Genomic DNA, 16,081 nt, shown 5'->3' with positions numbered 1-16,081 from the left:
GGCCGCAAACGCAGGGTCGTCGTGGTCTGCGGGGCTGATATCGGCCGAATTTTCGACATTGGGGGCAGGGCGCGATGAAACTGCGATACGGGCTTGAATTTGCCGCGGTTGCGACGCTGGCGTTGGTGCTCGCTTCAGCTGCTCAGGCCGGCGACGCGGCGGCCCGGCGTGTCATCGGCTTTTCGCCAGACGGCAACTACTTCGCCTTCGAACAGTACGGCACGCTCGATGCCGGTGCTTCGGATTCGGGCTGGTCGGAGATCGACATCATCGACACGCGCACCGATGAGTTCGTCGGCGGTAAGCCGATCGTCATCGTCGACGAGACGGAGGATGCGACACTGACGCTTGCGCAGGCGCGGGAGCGTGCCGCGGCGCAGGCGGCGCCCTTGCTGGCCAAATACGCCATAGCGCCGCGCGGCGAGCGGACGGGCTTAGACAAATTCACCTTTCCCGACGACTTGGTCGCCTACAACGACATTGCGCGCCTCGAGCAGGTTTCGCAGAAATGGCTTTCGCCGGCTTATGACGAGCTTGGCATTTCGACCATCCAGCTCGAGCAGATCCTTGCCGATAGTACTGCGGATTGTTCAGCGAGTTTCGACGGGACGCAGCAAGGCGAGACGATCGGCAAGGCGCTCGGCTTTCGCCTGACGCTGCAGGGTCAGGACGGCAAGCCGATCAAGCTGCTCCATGAGGACAAGGCGGTGCCCGGTTCGAGGAATTGCCCGACTTCCTACAGCCTGTCGGAATCTTACGCATTCACCCCGGATGGAAAACCGGGCGTGCTTGTCGTGCTCGTGCAGCGCTTCAGTCAGGGATTTGAAGGGCGCGACCGCCGTTTCATCGCCGTGACTGGCCAGGCGCGCTGAGGCAACGCGCTGAGAAGTAGTCCGCTACCCGAGTTGTTGTCCCTAGAGCGGGAGGGCAGCGAGCATAAGGCCGACCCCACCGGCGATCAGCAAGGCGGCTGCCAGCATCTTTCCGTGGCGCTCGAAACCCGTCGGCGCCCGATCCCAATTGTAACGCATGCTCCACTCCCCAAACCCGCCGATTCTTTATCTTACGCAGGGTGAGGAGGGCAACAGTCTGGCTAGAGTCTTTCACGTTTTGACGGAAGCGTAGCCGGCGTTTGCGAAGTAGTTGTTGCATTCGGTTGCCTCGATCGTTTCAACGAGGTGGCCGATGTGGCGCCAAGTGTCCTCGAGGGTGCGCTTCTGGGCTTGGCGCATCCAGTGCTTGATCTTGGCAAAGGCCTGCTCGATCGGGTTGAGGTCGGGAGAGTAGGGCGGCAAATACCAAAGCCTAGCGCCGGCGGCCTTGATCATCTGTCTGATGGCGGCCGACTTATGGCTTCCCAGGTTATCCATGATGACGATATCGCCGGGTTTCAGGACGCTGATGAGCTGTTGCTCGACATAAGCGCGGAAGCATTGGCCGTTGATCGGGCCGTCGAAGACGCAAGGTGCCGCGAGCCGATCCCAGCGCAGCGCGCCAAGGAAAGTCAGCGTGCGCCAGTGGCCGTGCGGAGCCAAGCCGCGCAGCCGCTTGCCCTTCGGCCCCCAACCGCGCAGCGGAGCCATGTTGGTCTTGATCCAGGTCTCATCGATGAAGACCAGATGCTGCGGATCGAGGCCGGCCTGCCAGGAGCGCCATCGCTGACGCCTGCGGGCAATATCGGCGCGTGCCTGCTCAAGGGCGAACAGCGTTTTTTTTGAAGCTCAGCCCCTCGCGGCGCAGGAATTGCCACACCGCGTTGTGCGAGACCTTGACCCCGCGTGCGGCCAACTCATCCTTCAAACCGTGCAGCGTCAGATGCGGTGTCTCACGTATACGCGCCTCGATGAAGGCACGGTGCGGCTCCAGCACCCTCTTGCGATGTCCGCCCATCTTGCCAGGCGCAACTGAGCCGGTCGCCCGATGGCGCTGCAACAACTTCACCGCCGCCGAAAGCGAAATGCCGAACCGTTTCGCGGCCGACCGGCGGCTCTCGCCACCCAAAACCGCCGCTACAACACGTTCGCGAAGATCATCCGAAAGAGGTCGCGTCATCAGATGCTGGCCTCCACTCCAGCCAGCATCTTGAATCACAAAACCGACTGATCCGGAATCCCTCTCGATTCCGTCAAATCAGGAACCGCTTGTCTTATGACTTTCGGTTGTTTCGAGGCCAAAGTGGGTTGCCGCCTGCGGGCCTTCACCACCCGCAGGCGGCGGGAGGGGTGGGATCGATGAACCGCCGGTCGTGATGGACCGAGCTAGAGGATGATCGCCCCTCTCTTTTCCATGAGGCCTGAACGGATAGCCGGGTTTCCAGGCCCGGATGACAAGCACGGGACGGAAAAGATGACCGCAATCATAGCACGCACGCTCGGAATCGACATCTCGAAAGATCGCCTAGACGTCCATCTCCTGCCGGAAGGGACGGAGCGGCGATATGCCAACGACGCTAATGGCCTGCGCGAGCTGATCCGCTGGCTGGCGCAACTGACGCCCACCCGTATCGTCTATGAAGCAACCGGCGCCTACCACCGGCTGCTCGAGCGCACCTTGGGTGCCAAGGGCCTGCCATTGGTCAAGATGAACCCGCAGCACACGCGCGCCTTCGCAAAGGCCGCCGGCCAGTTGTCCAAGACCGACCGGATCGACGCCGCTATGCTGGCTCGCTTCGGAGCGCTGATGACGCCGCAGATCCGACCGATCCGCAACGAGACCCTTGATACGCTTTGCGAACTGGTCGCCACCCGGCGAGCGCTGATCAAGGACCGCACCGCCACATTGAACCGACAAAAGTCGTTGACCATCCCGCTTTTGAAGCGCCAGGCCGAGCAACGGTTGAAACAGATCGCCGCCCAGATCGCGGCGATCGACGCCGAATGCCGTATCCGGATCGCCAGCGAAGCTGATCTCAGCCGCCGCTTCGACATTCTCATCAGCATTCCGGGGCTCGGCGAGGCGACCGCCTTCGCCCTCGTCGCTGACATGCCGGAGTTGGGAACCCTTGCCAACAAGCAGGCTGCAAGTCTCGCAGGCCTCGCACCGGTTGATCGCCAATCCGGCCAATGGAAGGGTAAGAGCTTCATCCAGGGCGGCCGGCAAACCCTCAGGCAGGCACTCTATATGCCGGCCCTCGTCGCCACCCGCTTCAACGAACCACTCAAGGTAAAATACGAAAGCCTCAGAGCCGGCGGCAAACCACCAAAAGTCGCCATTACCGCTATCATGCGAAAGCTCATCGTCCTCGCAAACACTCTAATCAGCGACGACCGAAAATGGGCCCCATCGAGTCCTTGACCAAGACGGATACTCTAGGCACCACGCTGCTGCTGTCGGTCTTATCACCGACTATTTCTGGGGCATTCTCCGCCGCTACATGCCCCAGCGCAGCGCGGCGGTGTGCACAGGCGCATCCCACCAAACAGCCGCCTCGTCGTCGAGCATGCTCAGCGTGATCGAACAGCCGGCCATGTCGAGCGAGGTCACATAGGACCCGACCAGCGACCGGGCCACCGTCACGCCGTGCTTCTCGAAGATTTTGCGGGCGCTATTGTACATCAGATAAAGCTCCATCAACGGCGTGCCGCCAAAGCCATTGACGAAGAGCAGCGCCTGGCCTCTGGCACCGTCGCCCAGGTCACCCAGGATTGCGGTACAGATCTCCTCGGCGATAGCATCGGCGCTCTTCAAGGTGTCGCGCCGCTTCCCAGGCTCGCCGTGGATGCCGACCCCGAACTCCATCTCGCCGTCGCCGATGTCGAAGGTCGGCTTGCCCGCCGCCGGCACGGTGCAACTGGTCAGCGCCACGCCCATCGAACGCGTCGCGCCGTTGACGCGCTCGCCCAACGCCTTCAAAGACTCCAGTGGCATGCCTTGTTCGGCTGCCGCGCCGACGATTTTCTCGACCACCAGCGTACCGGCGACGCCGCGCCGGCCGGTGGTGTAGGACGAGTTTTCGACCGCGACGTCGTCATTGGTCACGATTTGCATCACGCCTGCCGTCATTTCAGCGGCCATGTCGAAATTCATCACGTCGCCCTCGTAGTTCTTGACGATGAACAGGCAGCCGGCGCCCGTATTGACGGCTTCAGCCGCCGCCATCATCTGGTCAGGCGTCGGCGAGGTGAATACCTGGCCGGGGCAGGCGGCATCCAGCATGCCGTGCCCGACGAACCCGCCATGCAGCGGTTCGTGACCCGAGCCGCCGCCGGAGATCAGCGCCACCTTGCCCGGCTTGAGCACCCTACGGCGGACAAATTTGTGCTCCTCGCCGAGCGCCAGGATGTCGGCATGCGCGGCAACGAAGCCGTCGAGGCTCTCGGTCAGCACCGTATCGACGGAATTCAGAAATTTCTTCATGGCTGTCCTCCCGAAATAGCCCAGCGTCAGCTGCCCTTGCCGGCGATGCTGGTGATCTTCTGGATGAAATCGTTGACCGCCCGGTCGAGCGCCGCGTTCTGCTTGTCGTCGCCGAAATCGGGAACGATCAGCGAGACATGGCGTGTCTTGCGCATGCCTGCGGCCAGCGACATCTTTCCCGGATGCGCCCGATGGTAGGCTTCAAGGAAATGATCGCGTTCGGCCGGGCTGAAATGGCAGACGGAGAAGATAGCCGGCAAATGCTTTGACGGAATTGGTGTCGAATACGCTGGGCTGGAAATCTGCGTGACGAAGCTGCGATGCTTGCCCAGCGCATCAGCGAGGCGCTGGCGCATGCCGGACGGGCGCTGGTCGATCACCTTCGACAGGATCGTCTTGTAGCCGCGGATCGCCTCTTCGGGGCCGGATTGCGACGCCTTGTCTGCCATGCCGGGGCCTAGATCGAAACGTCCGCGATGGCCGCCTTGGCCATCGCGAGTTGGGCGGGAGCGACGGAGAGGTCACGCAGGCCGGTTTCGAGCAGGGCCGGGATCGAGGCGGGGTCGCCGCCGGCATCGCCACACAGGCTGACCGGCATATTATGCTCACGGCCGAAGGCAGCAACCGAGGCGATCAGCCGGAGCACGGCCGGGTGCCTGACGGAATTCAGATGTGCGACCGAAATGTTGTCGCGAGCGGCAGCCATTACGTATTGGGTCAAATCATTCGAACCGATCGAGAAGAAGGCGGCCTTGGCGAATGCCTCCGGCGCAATCGCCACCGAAGGCACCTCGACCATGATGCCAAGCGGCGGCATTTTTTGCGCGATGCCGCGCGCCAAAAGGTCAGCCCGCTCCTCTGCGAACAGCGCGGTGGCGCGTTCATACTCTTCCGGAACGGCGATCATCGGGAACATCACCTTCAGATTGCCGTGCATGGCGGCGCGTAGCAAGGCGCGGATCTGCACGCGAAAGACCTCTGGGCGCGCCAGCGACAGCCTGATCCCGCGCAGGCCAAGGAATGGATTACCTTCCTCGACGGTCAGGCCCGGCACAGGCTTATCGCCGCCTGCATCGACGGTACGGATCGTCACCGGCCTGTCGCCTGCCCATTCCAGCACTTTGCGGTAGGCGCGATACTGCGTCTCCTCGTCCGGCAGCGTCTTGCCGAACAGAAATTCGGTCCGCATCAGCCCGACGCCGTCGCACGTCGCGACATCGATGCCGTCGACATCGGACGGATCGGCGATATTCACCTGCACCCGGATCGCTATGCCGGTCTTCGTCGCCGCCGGTCTTGTAAGATAGGCTGCCGCTTTGCCGCGATGCGCTGCGAAAGACAACGACGATCGCCGGAATATGGCGATCTCCGCTTTTGAAGGCGCCAACACGATGCCGCCATGTTCGGCATCGAGCAGAGCGATTTCGGCAAGGTGAGCCGACGAAGCACCAGGCCCGGCCACCCCACGCGCCACGAGCCCAAGCCCCACCACCATTGGCACGCCGCGTGAGCGTGCCAGCATTGCGACATGACTTGCAGCACTTCCGGCCGTGAGTGCTATGCCGCCGCCGGCACTCCAGTCGGTTTCGAGGAAGCGCGTCGGTGCGATATCCTCGCCGTAGAAGATCGCACCCGCCGGTGCGGCAATGTCGCCGCCCCCGGTCAGCGCGCGTAGCACCTGGTCGCGTATATCGCGCATGTCGGCCGCGCGCGCCCGGAAATAGTCCTGGTCGGATGTTTCGTAGCCGGCGATCTCGGCGTCGAGCGCTGTTCGCCAAGCCACATCAGCAGCCATGCCCTCGGCGATGTGCGAAAAAGCCGGGCCGGTCAGCGCGTCGTCCTCCAGCATGGCGAGCTGGAATTCGAGGATCCCGGCCGCCTCGCTGTCGCTGGTTTCGATCAATGTCGCGAGCCGGCCTGCGGCAATGGAGATGGCGGCCTCAAGCGCCGCTTTCTCGTCCGCGGCAGTCGCCTTGCGGACATAACGCACAGCAGCCTGGTCCAGATCGAACAGCGGCCCCTCGGCATAGCCGGCCGATGCCGAAATGCCCTGCAGCCTAAGCGGTTCGGGCATGGTCCTTGCCTTCGTCGAAATCGCGCCGCACCAGCTCGACCAGCGCGCCGACCGCCTCACCGGCGCCGTCCCCTCTGGCTCTGATATGCAGGACAGTACCTTTCGGCGCTTTCGCAGCCATTACCTTGACGATGCTCTTGGCGTCGAGCCACGGCCCGTTGGCCGCGAGCGCAATCTCGACGTCGGCCGAAAACGTCTTGGCAAGCTTGGTGAACTTCACCGAAGGACGCGCATGCAGTCCCACCTCATGGGTGATCAGGACGCTGGCTTCGGCTGCTGCGGACATGCTTGTCAAAATTCCCGTTCATTCACGACGGCGACAGTTCGTGCGCCGTCGCCACCACTTCCCTGAGCGAGGCGCCGCCGGAAGCCTCGGTCGCCGCCATCACCGCGCCTTCGACAATTGGCGCATTGCAGACGATGATCTTCTGGGCGCGTGGTTCGCCGATCATCTCGACCGCCATCTCGCTATTGGTCTCGGCACCGCCGAGATCGACGAGGATCGCGACACCCGCCTCCGACCAGGCCTTGTCGATGGCGCCCATGATCGCCTCGACATTGGTTCCCAGCCCGCCATGGCCGTTTCCGCCGCACCATGCAAGCGGCACTTCGTTGCCGACCATCTGCCGCACCATGTCGGCGGTGCCTTCGGCGACCAGCGGCGAATGCGATACGATGACGATTCCGACATTGCTCATGCGCGCCTCTCGATTGCTTCGGCTACGGCCCGCACCAGAAGCGCGGTCGAGCGTGCGCCGGCATCCATATGACCGATCGAACGGTCGCCAAGGAACGAGGCGCGCCCGCGCAGCGCCTTCATCGGCACGGTCGCCTCGGCTGCACTGTCGGCAATGTTGACGATGTCCGCTGCCGTCTTTCCCTGCAGCAGGGCCTCATGCACCGGCTGCAGCACGTCGAACATGGTCTTTTGTCCGGCCTGCGACTTGCCTCTGGCGGCCACCGCTTCGATAGCCTTGCCGAAGGCCGCCGCCAGATTGGCGCGATCCGGCGCGGCGGAAATCTCCTTGCCGAGCGCCATGAACAGCGTGCCGAACAAGGGACCGGAGGCTCCGCCGACCGTCATCACCAGCTTGGTGCCGATCGCCTTCAGCGCCTCGGGCAATGGCTTTGCCGCGAACGCGCCGGCCTCGGCCCGCACTGCCTCGAAGCCGCGTTTCATGTTGAGCCCATGGTCGCCGTCGCCGATCGCCTGGTCGAGCCCGGTCAGCTCTTCGGCATGGGCGGCGATGGTGTTTGCCGCCGCCTCGATCAGCCTGGAAAGATCCGCTGCCGCCATATCGCCCATGCTCCTGGCCCCTGCGCTGCCGGCAGTACGAGAAAATTGCATATCCGGCAATTGAAGCATTCTTTTCCCCAGTCAAGCGGGTTCGAGCAACGCAGCGAGGGCAGTGAAGACCTCGGCGACGGCAAAGGCGCCGGGGTCGACCACGCCGTCGAGCTGGCTGCCAATATAGGCGGACCGCCCGGCCTTGGCCTTGCGCATGGCAGCGGTGGCCTCGGCTCCGCGTTGAGCCGCGACCGCCGCATCTTCCAGACCCCCCCTATCCAGCGCCCTCAAGGCGGGTTCCAGGGCATCGATCATCGTGCGATCGCCGATCCTCGCTCCACCATAGAAGGACATCCGATCCAGGCCAGCGAGAAGCGCCTTGGGAAGCGTTTCGCCAGACTCCAGCACCTGCGCGGCGGTGGTGAAGAAGATCGACAACAGCACGCCGCTAGAGCCGCCCATGCTGGCGCTCAGGATGTCGCCGACGGCGGCGAGCGTTGCGGCAGGGTCAGCGAGCGGCAGTGTCGCAATGCGGCCAAGCACGCTGCGCGCACCGGCCGCCACAGTCGATCCGGTGTCGCCGTCTCCCGCCTTGGCGTCCAGTCCGTTCAACGCGCCTTCAAGCGAGATCAGCCGTTCGCAGACCGCGACAACCAACCGGTCGGTGCGTGCGTCCTGGCTGGCTTTCGACGCGTTGTTCGGGCCGGCGGCTTTGGCCATCGGCACGACGCTGGCTTGGCGAACGGCTCTTGCCGGCAGCCAGGCGTGAGGCCCTACCGGCGCCCGCAAGGCTACTTCGCGCGGCGCATCGAGCCGGATCAGCGACAGGGAAAAGCCGTTCATGTTGAGCGCGGTCATAAGCTGCCCGGGCCCGATCGTCAGCGTCACCTTTTGTGCCAGCGGTGAAGCCAATACCGCATTGGCGACAAGTAACATTTCCAACGGCGGCACCGAACCGAGATTGTTGATCAGCAAGGCGTAGTCACTGGCGGGATCGAGCCGCGCGGCAAGGCGCTCCGACATGATCGCGACCAGTCTTTCGGCACTTTGCACCGCAATCCGCTCAACGCCCGGTTCGCCATGGATGCCGAGGCCGAGCTCAGCGTCGTCGGCGCCAAATCTTTCGTCATGGCTCTGGCCGGGGATCGAGCAGGATGACAGCGATATGCCGAGGGAAACGATTTCCACCGCCGCGGCCCGCGCCGCCGCGGCAACCGTCGCCAGATCGACGCCGGCTTCCGACAGATGGCCGGCGATCTTGTGCACGAACAAGGTGCCGGCAACGCCACGCGGCTGGGCAATGTCAGGCAGGGCAATGTCGTCGGCGACAATCACCATCTCGACGCGGAAGCCTTCGGCGCGCGCCTTCTCGGCGGCCAAGCCGAAATTGAGGCGATCGCCGGTATAGTTCTTGACGATCAGCAGGCACCCGGCGGGACCGGTCACCGCGCGGATGGCGGCCAATACCGCTTCCACGCTCGGCGAAGCAAAGATCTCGCCTGATACTGCCGCCGTCAGCATGCCCACGCCGACGAAGCCGGCATGCGCGGGTTCGTGCCCGGCCCCGCCGCCGGAGATGATGCTGACCTTGCTCTTATCCCAGTCCGCACGGAGGACGACCTTGATTTCGGGATAGCCGTCGAGGCGAGCGAGATCGCCGGCGCCGGTCGTGCCAAGAAAGCCGTCCAGGGCCTCAGTTACGATCGTATCCCTGCGATTGAAAAAATGCTTCATCGAATTGGTCCAGTCCGGTGCCCGAAATTGCCGGTTGAAAGGTGCCAGGAAAACACTCGCGCAGCGCTCACATCAGCCGTCGCCCATCGGCGCCGAAATACAGCGGCGAGCGATAGCGGATCATGATCTTGTCGCCCTGCGCCAGGTCGGTGTCGGGGTCGGTCAGCGTCACCAGCTTCCTGCCCCCGACCGTCACGTGCAGATGGTTCTGGTCGCCGAGATGCTCGACCCAATCGACGACGCCGTCGGCATGGCCGTTCGCCGCCTTCTCGATTGAAAGATGTTCGGTGCGCGCTCCGATCGTCTTTGTTCCCGCCGGCGCGCCGCCATCCGGCAGCAGTCCGACCGGCAACAAATTGATTGCCGGTTGGCCGAGCCTTGCCGCGACGTGAAGGTTTGCCGGCTCAGAATAGATCGCCCGCGGCGAACCGATCTGCACCAGTACGCCGTCGGCGAGGATGCCGATGCGGTCGGCCATGGTCATCGCTTCGATCTGGTCGTGTGTGACGTAGAGCATTGTGGCGCCGAGTTCGGCCTGGATGCGCTTCAGCTCGAGCCTGAGATCGGCGCGCAGCTTGGCGTCGAGCGACGACAGCGGCTCGTCCATCAGGTAGATCGACGGTTTGCGCACCAGAGCGCGGCCGATGGCGACGCGCTGCATCTCGCCGCCCGACAGTTTGGTCGAGCGATTATTCAGCTTGTGGTGGATGCGCACCATCTTGGCCACGTCCTCGACGCGGCGGCGGATCTGGTCCTCCGGCATTTTCCGCGCCGGTGAGCGCAGCGGAAAGGCGAGGTTGTCGTAGACCGACAGATGCGGATAGAGCGAATATTGCTGGAAGACGAAAGCGGTGTCGCGCTCGGCCGGCGACAGCGTCGTCGTGTCGTGGCCGGCAATATGGATCGAGCCCGCTTCCGGCCGCTCCAGCCCGGCGATCAGCCTGAGCGTCGTCGTCTTGCCGGCACCGGTCGGCCCGAGCAGCACGACGAATTCGCCGTCGGCGATATGCAGGTCGAGATTGTCGACGGCGACATGCTCGCCAAAAACCTTGGTCACGCCTTTGATGTGAACATCAGCCATGATGCGCTCTCCCCTGGGAGGCCGAGTCATGGATTTCGGTGCGCACCGCACGGCCGGATCCTTTTGCGAACAGCGACAGCCGCGCGCTGCTCAGCGCCAGGCCCACATGGTCGCCCGGATTGAGCCGGATTTCGGCCGGCACCCTGGCCTTGATGATGCCGTCTGCCGTCTCCACTGCCACAATCTGCGTGGTGCCGAGATATTCGGCGCCATAAATGGCGCCGCGCAGCTTTGAAGCATCATCGAAACGGATGTGCTCCGGCCGGATGCCAAGCGCCATCTCGGCCGGCGCAATATCCTCGCGCACCTCCGGCACGGCCACCTTCGCGCCTTGCACAACAATTTCCCTGGTGCCCTTTGAAAGCCCGCCGCCGAAGCCGAGGAAATTCATCGGCGGCGAGCCGATGAAGTCGGCGACAAACATCGTCGCCGGCCGGTCGTAGATCTCACGCGGCGTGCCGAATTGTTCGATGACGCCATGGTTCATCACCGCGATCTTGTCGGCCATCGACATCGCTTCCATCTGGTCGTGCGTGACATAGACGGTGGTGGCGTGGATGCGGTTGTGCAGTTCGCGCAGCTCATGGACCATCAAATCGCGGAATTCGGTGTCGAGCGTGCCGAGCGGCTCGTCCATCAGGAAACACTTTGGCCGCCGCACGATGGCGCGGCCGAGCGCAACGCGCTGGCGGTCGCCGCCGGCAAGCCCGGAGACGGATTTGTTAAGCAGATGGTCGATCCGCAAAAGCTTCGCCGTCTCTTCCACTCGGCTCCGGATTTCAGCGCCTGGCATGCCTTGCGCCAGCAGCGGAAAGCCGATGTTCTTCCTCACATTCATGTGCGGATAGAGCGCGAACAGCTGGAATACGAAGGCAATGTCGCGCTCGCGGGCACGCCGCATGGTGACGTCCTCGCCGCCAAGCAGGATCTTGCCGCCGGTCGGCAGTTCGAGCCCGGCGATCATACGAAGCGTCGTCGTCTTGCCGCAGCCCGACGGCCCCAGCATGACGAAGAATTCGCCGTCCTCGACGACGAAGTTGGAATCCTGCACGGCGACGAAATCGCCGAATGCCTTCCTCAGATGTTCGACCCTGATCTCGGCCATCGTCTACTCCGGAAATTTCGAGACGATGATGAACATCGCCGTGCCGGCAAGCATGGTGATGAAGGAATAGGTGTAGAGCGCCAGTGCGAAGGGCTGGAACAGCATCAGGAAGCCGATCGCGATGATCGCGGTGGCGACGTTTTCCATCAGCCCGCGCCTGGCCCAAACGGGCCAGCGCGATTTGCGTTTTGCGGTCAGGTTCATTTGCGCACCGCGCCAAAGGTGATGCCGCGCAGCAATTGCTTGCGAAGCAGGATGGTGAAGACCAGGATCGGCACCAGGAAGATCGACGTGCCGGCAGCGACCGCCGGCCAGTCCTGGCCGCCTTCGCCGATGATGGTCGGGATGAAGGGCGGCGCGGTCTGCGCCGTGCCCGAAGTCAGCAGCGCGGCGAAGGCATATTCGTTCCAGGCAAAGATCAGGCAGAATATGGCGGTTGCGGCAATGCCGGTGGTCGCCTGCGGCAGCACGGTGCGCCAGAACGCCTGCAGCCGCGTATAGCCGTCGATCATCGCCGCTTCTTCATATTCGCGCGGGATCTCGTCGATAAAGCCTTTCAGCAGCCACACCGCCAAGGACACGTTGACCGCCGTATAAAGCAGGATCATGCCGAGCGCCGTGTCCGACAGGCCAAGCTCCCGGTACATCAGGTAGATGGGAATCGCGACGGCGATCGGTGGCATCATCCGCGTCGACAGGATGAAGAACAGAAGGTCGTCGGCGAGCGGCACCTTGAAGCGCGAAAAACCATAGGCCGACAGGGTGCCGAGGAACACCGCGCAGAAGGTCGAGCCGAAGGCGATGATCAGCGAATTGACGAAGCGCGGCATGAAGTTCGACGGGCCGGCGATCACCATGTTGCGCTTGCGCACCGTCTCGTCGCAAAGGCCCGTCGCCGGCCCCAGCGAGTTGATGTATTCCGGCGTCTGCCTTGTCCGCGTCGTGAACAGGTTGCAGTAGCCCTCAACGCTGGGCTGGAACAGGATCTTCGGTGGGTAAGCGATGGAATCGGGCGGCGTCTTGAAGCTGGTGGCGAAGATCCACAGCAGCGGCACGATCGAGATCAGCGCGTAGGCGACGATGATCGTGCCGGCGACGCGCTTCGACGTGGCCGACGGCGCGACAACGGAATGGGCTGACGTCAGGCTCATCTCTGCTTCACCTTGTTGAGCGCCTTGACGTAGATGTTGGCCAGCCCGAACACCGCGACGAACAGGATGATGGCGAAGGCCGAGGAATAGCCCGTCCGCCAGCTTTCGAAGGCCTGCCGCTTCAGCGTGATCGAGGCCACTTCGGTGGTCGATCCCGGCCCGCCGCCGGTGAGCAAATTGACCATGTCGAACATCTTGAAGTTCTCGATGCCGCGAAACAGCACCGCCAGCATGATGAAGGGTAGCGCCATCGGCAGTGTGATCGACCAGAACTGCCGCCAGTTGGAGGCGCGGTCGACCTCGGCCGCTTCGTAGATGTACTCGGGGATCGAGCGCAGGCCGGCGAGGCAGATCAGCATCACGTAAGGCGTCCACATCCAGGTGTCGACGATGATGATCGACCATGGCGCCAGCGACACGTTGGAGAGCATGCTGATTTCGGTTGCTGGTATGCCGGTGACGAACGAAACGGCGTAGGCGAACAGCCCGATCTGCGGCTCGTAGAGGAAGCGCCAGAAATTGCCGACCACCGCCGGCGACAGCATCATCGGCACCAGGATGATGGTCGTCCAGAAGGCGTGGCCGCGAAACTTGCGGTCGATCAGCCAGGCCAGCGTGAAGCCGATCAACGTCTGCAGCAGGATGGTCCAGAACACGAAATGCGCCGTCGTCTGCATGGCGATCCAGATGTCCTGGTCGGCGAGGATGCGCTTGTAATTCGCCAGCCCGAGGTTCTTCACCACCTCGTTGGGGCGATTGGCGCGAAAGTTTGTGAAGGACAGATAGATCGCCCAGAACAGCGGGAAGATATTGATGGCGAGAAGCAACAGGATCGTCGGCGAGATGAACAGCCAGGCGAGGCCCTTGTCGCTGATGCCCCGGACCTTGCGGGCCAACGGCTCGGGCGTAGCCCGGGCAACGCTGTCCGCCGTCCGATTGAGCATGGTCAGTCCTGCTTCGGTCACTTGGCTCGTCTCGACAATGGAATTTATCTGAACTGTGTCCCGTGCCAAGGGTGGCACGGGACGGTTCGGTCATGGGCTCGGGAGGAGCCGGTTACATTTTGCCGTCGTCCTGGAAGACCTCGGTCCAGTCCTTGACGAGGCCGTCGAGAGCATCCTTGGCCGAGCCTTGCCCGGCAACGACATAGTCGTGGAAGCGCTTCTGCGATGCCTGCAGCAGCGGCGCATAGCTCGGCTCGGCCCAGAAGTCCTTCACGATGGCCATCGAGTCGAGGAAGGTCTGCGCGTAGGGCTGGCTGGCCGGGAAGGCCGGGTCCTTGACGACCGCGTTGAGGCAGGAATAGCCGCCGAGCGACCACCATTTGGACTGCACGTCCTTGTTGGCGAACCATTTGATGTATTTGAGCGCGGCTTCCTGCTTGTCGGAATAGGAGACCACCGAGATGCCCTGGCCGCCGAGCTGGGCGAACTGGTCGCCGTCCGGACCTTTGGGATTGACGAAATAGCCGATCTTGTCGCCGCCGACATTCTCGTCCTTCTGCAGGCCTGGCCAGGTGAAGGCGAAGTTCATGTGCATTGCCACCTGGCCGGATTTGAAGGCATCGACGCCTTCGCCCATGTAGCTGTTCGAGGCGCCGGGAGGGGTGCAGCAATCGTAGAGCGCCTTGTAGAATTCCAGGCCCTTTACCGATTTATCGGAGTTGACGAAGCCTTCCATTTCGTAGGGCTTTTTCGGGTTTTCGTACTGGAAGCCGAAGCTGTAGAGTACGTCCATGGCACCCATTGTGATGCCTTCCGAGCCGCGCTCGGTGTAGATCGACGCGCCATAGACGGTCTTGCCGTCGATCTCGCGCTTCTGGAAAAATTCGGCGATCTGCTTCAGCTGGTCGAAGGTCGTCGGCGGGCCGAGATCCCAGCCGTACTTTTCCTTGAATTCCTTCTGCAGCTCCGGCTTGGAGAACCAGTCCTTGCGGTAAGTCCAACCGACAACGTCGCCCATGGCCGGCAGCGCCCAGTAATTCGGCGAGTTCTTCGGCCATTCCGAGTAGCCGACGACGGTCGCCGGCACGAAATCGTCCATGCTGATCTTCTCCTTGTCGAAGAAGTCGTTCAGCTTGACGTAGTGGCCGTTCTCGGCGGCACCGCCGATCCACTGGCTGTCGCCGATGATCAGGTCGCACAGCTTGCCGTGCGAATTCAGCTCGTTGAGAAAGCGGTCGGCATAGTTGGTCCACGGCACGAATTCGAATTTCATGCCGATGCCGGTTTCCTTGGTGAAGTCCTTGGACAATTCCACAAGCGCGTTGGCCGGGTCCCAGGCTGCCCAGCAAAGCGTCAGATCTTCTGCGTGCGCGACGTTCGAAACGGCTGTCGACGCAAAGAGTGTCGAGGCCAGTCCCAACGTCAGTTTCAAGGTCGATTTCATGCCTTCCTCCCATTTGCGAAACGCGTCCGGATGACGGTTTCAAGAGCCCGCTAAACCCCTCCTCCGGGGCCCAAACACAACGACGCGACGGCGCACCGGATGTTTAGTAATTTGTTTAGTGATGCAATTTTTACTAAACAAGGCAAGCGAATTCGTTGCTGCATCGCAGCATGCTGGATAGGAAAGCAACGTGAGAGGTTGCGGCGACCTGCCTAGGTCACCGTCTTGTTGCTGACCGCCACCGGACGGATCACTGGGGCCGGCGGCAGCAGCGCGCGGATATCGGCGAAGGGGAAGACCGGCTCGAAGCGGAAGGCCTCGGCGAACGATCCGGCTGGGCCGTTGCACTGGCCGGCGCGAAAGGCGTTCTGCGTGCGCGCCGCATCGACGAAACGCTCGGGATCCTGCGACTGGTGCGCCCGGATCGCCTCCGCCTTGAGATCGAAATGCCTGGAGGTATCGACATAGTGCGTTGGCGAAAACCCGGTGCCGCCGAACGTGTCGGCGTGCAGCACCGGCACAGAGAATGACGCGGCTATGCGCACGCCGTCCGACAGCGCGCGATGGTCGCCGTGATAATCGTTCGGCGCATGGGTGATCGCCAGATCCGGCCCTATCTCGCCGATCAACGCTTTCAGCGCCCCGATCAGCGCGGCATCCGCCACCAGCGCCCCATCGGGAAAGTCGAGGAAGCGCGGCGTCACGCCAAGCAGGCCGGCCGCCGCCGTCGCCTCCCTGCGGCGCGCGCGGGCAAGCGCGGCCGGATCGCCGTAGCCGCCCCTGGCGCCATCCGTGGCTATGGCAAAAAAGAGTTCTGCGCCTTGCGCGGCATAGGCCGCCATCGTACCGAACATGAAGATCTCGATGTCGTCCGGATGCGCGCCAAGCGCCAGTATCTTCACTC

Annotated in this window: 17 protein-coding genes; 2 read left to right on the top strand and 15 right to left on the bottom strand. The window is 63.0% G+C overall.

Going from position 1 to position 16,081, the window contains the following annotated elements; all coding sequences use genetic code 11:
- Positions 1 to 74 precede the first annotated feature (74 nt).
- The gene (locus RQ479_RS18750; RefSeq protein WP_376702161.1) at positions 75 to 872 is read left to right on the top strand and encodes a DUF2259 domain-containing protein; all 798 of its coding nucleotides are present in this window, start codon (positions 75 to 77) and stop codon (positions 870 to 872) included.
- A gap of 231 nt (positions 873 to 1,103) precedes the next feature.
- On the opposite strand, the gene RQ479_RS18745 is transcribed toward RQ479_RS18750, so the two are convergent.
- A protein-coding gene (locus RQ479_RS18745; RefSeq protein ID WP_376702160.1) for an IS630 family transposase occupies positions 1,104 to 2,052 on the bottom strand; the annotation gives its coding sequence in 2 pieces (ribosomal slippage) (positions 1,104 to 1,715 and positions 1,717 to 2,052; 948 coding nt in all).
- A gap of 294 nt (positions 2,053 to 2,346) precedes the next feature.
- On the opposite strand from RQ479_RS18745, the gene RQ479_RS18740 reads away from it, so the two are divergent.
- The gene (locus RQ479_RS18740; protein WP_376702159.1) at positions 2,347 to 3,294 is read left to right on the top strand and encodes an IS110 family transposase; all 948 of its coding nucleotides are present in this window, start codon (positions 2,347 to 2,349) and stop codon (positions 3,292 to 3,294) included.
- A 75-nt stretch (positions 3,295 to 3,369) separates the two neighbouring features.
- Here the strand turns inward: RQ479_RS18740 and dhaK are convergent, their stop codons facing one another.
- The 14 genes from dhaK to RQ479_RS18670 form a co-directional block, all read right to left on the bottom strand.
- Complete coding sequence (gene dhaK / locus RQ479_RS18735) at positions 3,370 to 4,356, bottom strand: dihydroxyacetone kinase subunit DhaK (RefSeq protein WP_376702158.1); 987 nt, start codon at positions 4,354 to 4,356, stop codon at positions 3,370 to 3,372.
- Between the two features lie 26 nt (positions 4,357 to 4,382).
- Complete coding sequence (locus RQ479_RS18730; protein WP_376702157.1) at positions 4,383 to 4,805, bottom strand: hypothetical protein; 423 nt, start codon at positions 4,803 to 4,805, stop codon at positions 4,383 to 4,385.
- A gap of 8 nt (positions 4,806 to 4,813) precedes the next feature.
- Positions 4,814 to 6,430: a phosphoenolpyruvate--protein phosphotransferase gene (gene ptsP / locus RQ479_RS18725; RefSeq protein WP_376702156.1), complete on the bottom strand. Its 1,617-nt coding sequence runs from the start codon at positions 6,428 to 6,430 to the stop codon at positions 4,814 to 4,816.
- Positions 6,414 to 6,716 carry an HPr family phosphocarrier protein gene (locus RQ479_RS18720; RefSeq protein WP_292659371.1) on the bottom strand — a complete coding sequence of 101 codons (303 nt, stop codon included), beginning with the start codon at positions 6,714 to 6,716 and terminating at the stop codon, positions 6,414 to 6,416. The genes ptsP and RQ479_RS18720 overlap by 17 nt, the downstream gene beginning before the upstream one ends.
- Before the next feature lie 22 nt (positions 6,717 to 6,738).
- Positions 6,739 to 7,128, bottom strand: coding sequence for a dihydroxyacetone kinase phosphoryl donor subunit DhaM (dhaM, locus tag RQ479_RS18715; protein WP_352448466.1), 390 nt, complete (start codon positions 7,126 to 7,128; stop codon positions 6,739 to 6,741).
- A complete protein-coding gene (gene dhaL, locus RQ479_RS18710; protein WP_376702155.1) occupies positions 7,125 to 7,727 on the bottom strand; it encodes a dihydroxyacetone kinase subunit DhaL in 603 nt (200 codons plus the stop codon). Before dhaL ends, dhaM begins: the two co-directional genes overlap by 4 nt.
- Before the next feature lie 81 nt (positions 7,728 to 7,808).
- Complete coding sequence (locus RQ479_RS18705) at positions 7,809 to 9,452, bottom strand: dihydroxyacetone kinase subunit DhaK (RefSeq protein ID WP_376702154.1); 1,644 nt, start codon at positions 9,450 to 9,452, stop codon at positions 7,809 to 7,811.
- 67 nt (positions 9,453 to 9,519) lie between these two features.
- Positions 9,520 to 10,533: an ABC transporter ATP-binding protein gene (locus RQ479_RS18700; RefSeq protein ID WP_376702153.1), complete on the bottom strand. Its 1,014-nt coding sequence runs from the start codon at positions 10,531 to 10,533 to the stop codon at positions 9,520 to 9,522.
- On the bottom strand, positions 10,526 to 11,638 hold the full coding sequence (locus RQ479_RS18695; RefSeq protein ID WP_376702152.1) for an ABC transporter ATP-binding protein: 1,113 nt from the start codon (positions 11,636 to 11,638) through the stop codon (positions 10,526 to 10,528). Before RQ479_RS18695 ends, RQ479_RS18700 begins: the two co-directional genes overlap by 8 nt.
- A gap of 3 nt (positions 11,639 to 11,641) precedes the next feature.
- Positions 11,642 to 11,842, bottom strand: coding sequence for a hypothetical protein (locus RQ479_RS18690; RefSeq protein WP_023717960.1), 201 nt, complete (start codon positions 11,840 to 11,842; stop codon positions 11,642 to 11,644).
- Positions 11,839 to 12,789 (bottom strand): carbohydrate ABC transporter permease, encoded by a 951-nt coding sequence (locus tag RQ479_RS18685; RefSeq protein ID WP_376702151.1) that lies wholly within the window; start codon positions 12,787 to 12,789, stop codon positions 11,839 to 11,841. The genes RQ479_RS18690 and RQ479_RS18685 overlap by 4 nt, the downstream gene beginning before the upstream one ends.
- Positions 12,786 to 13,733: a carbohydrate ABC transporter permease gene (locus tag RQ479_RS18680; protein ID WP_031211681.1), complete on the bottom strand. Its 948-nt coding sequence runs from the start codon at positions 13,731 to 13,733 to the stop codon at positions 12,786 to 12,788. Before RQ479_RS18680 ends, RQ479_RS18685 begins: the two co-directional genes overlap by 4 nt.
- Before the next feature lie 112 nt (positions 13,734 to 13,845).
- Entirely contained in the window at positions 13,846 to 15,177 is a 1,332-nt protein-coding gene (locus RQ479_RS18675) for an ABC transporter substrate-binding protein (protein ID WP_376702150.1), read from the bottom strand.
- Between the two features lie 212 nt (positions 15,178 to 15,389).
- Positions 15,390 to 16,079: a PIG-L deacetylase family protein gene (locus RQ479_RS18670; RefSeq protein WP_376702149.1), complete on the bottom strand. Its 690-nt coding sequence runs from the start codon at positions 16,077 to 16,079 to the stop codon at positions 15,390 to 15,392.
- Between the last annotated feature and the right edge of the window lie 2 nt (positions 16,080 to 16,081).

Origin of the sequence: Mesorhizobium sp. ISC25 (assembly GCF_042295465.1) — a bacterium.
In the GTDB taxonomy this organism is placed as follows: domain Bacteria; phylum Pseudomonadota; class Alphaproteobacteria; order Rhizobiales; family Rhizobiaceae; genus Mesorhizobium.
Note: the sequence above shows the minus strand (reverse complement) of the source record. Positions and strands in the feature narration are given on the sequence as shown.

Bases quoted from the DNA above. Each gene is read 5' to 3' on its own strand.
- RQ479_RS18750 (WP_376702161.1), top strand. From the start codon at position 75: ATGAAACTGCGATACGGGCTTGAATTTGCCGCGGTTGCGACGCTGGCG.
- RQ479_RS18740 (WP_376702159.1), top strand. From the start codon at position 2,347: ATGACCGCAATCATAGCACGCACGCTCGGAATCGACATCTCGAAAGAT.
- dhaK (WP_376702158.1), bottom strand. From the start codon at position 4,356: ATGAAGAAATTTCTGAATTCCGTCGATACGGTGCTGACCGAGAGCCTC.
- RQ479_RS18730 (WP_376702157.1), bottom strand. From the start codon at position 4,805: ATGGCAGACAAGGCGTCGCAATCCGGCCCCGAAGAGGCGATCCGCGGC.
- ptsP (WP_376702156.1), bottom strand. From the start codon at position 6,430: ATGCCCGAACCGCTTAGGCTGCAGGGCATTTCGGCATCGGCCGGCTAT.
- RQ479_RS18720 (WP_292659371.1), bottom strand. From the start codon at position 6,716: ATGTCCGCAGCAGCCGAAGCCAGCGTCCTGATCACCCATGAGGTGGGA.
- dhaM (WP_352448466.1), bottom strand. From the start codon at position 7,128: ATGAGCAATGTCGGAATCGTCATCGTATCGCATTCGCCGCTGGTCGCC.
- dhaL (WP_376702155.1), bottom strand. From the start codon at position 7,727: ATGGCGGCAGCGGATCTTTCCAGGCTGATCGAGGCGGCGGCAAACACC.
- RQ479_RS18705 (WP_376702154.1), bottom strand. From the start codon at position 9,452: ATGAAGCATTTTTTCAATCGCAGGGATACGATCGTAACTGAGGCCCTG.
- RQ479_RS18700 (WP_376702153.1), bottom strand. From the start codon at position 10,533: ATGGCTGATGTTCACATCAAAGGCGTGACCAAGGTTTTTGGCGAGCAT.
- RQ479_RS18695 (WP_376702152.1), bottom strand. From the start codon at position 11,638: ATGGCCGAGATCAGGGTCGAACATCTGAGGAAGGCATTCGGCGATTTC.
- RQ479_RS18690 (WP_023717960.1), bottom strand. From the start codon at position 11,842: ATGAACCTGACCGCAAAACGCAAATCGCGCTGGCCCGTTTGGGCCAGG.
- RQ479_RS18685 (WP_376702151.1), bottom strand. From the start codon at position 12,789: ATGAGCCTGACGTCAGCCCATTCCGTTGTCGCGCCGTCGGCCACGTCG.
- RQ479_RS18680 (WP_031211681.1), bottom strand. From the start codon at position 13,733: ATGCTCAATCGGACGGCGGACAGCGTTGCCCGGGCTACGCCCGAGCCG.
- RQ479_RS18675 (WP_376702150.1), bottom strand. From the start codon at position 15,177: ATGAAATCGACCTTGAAACTGACGTTGGGACTGGCCTCGACACTCTTT.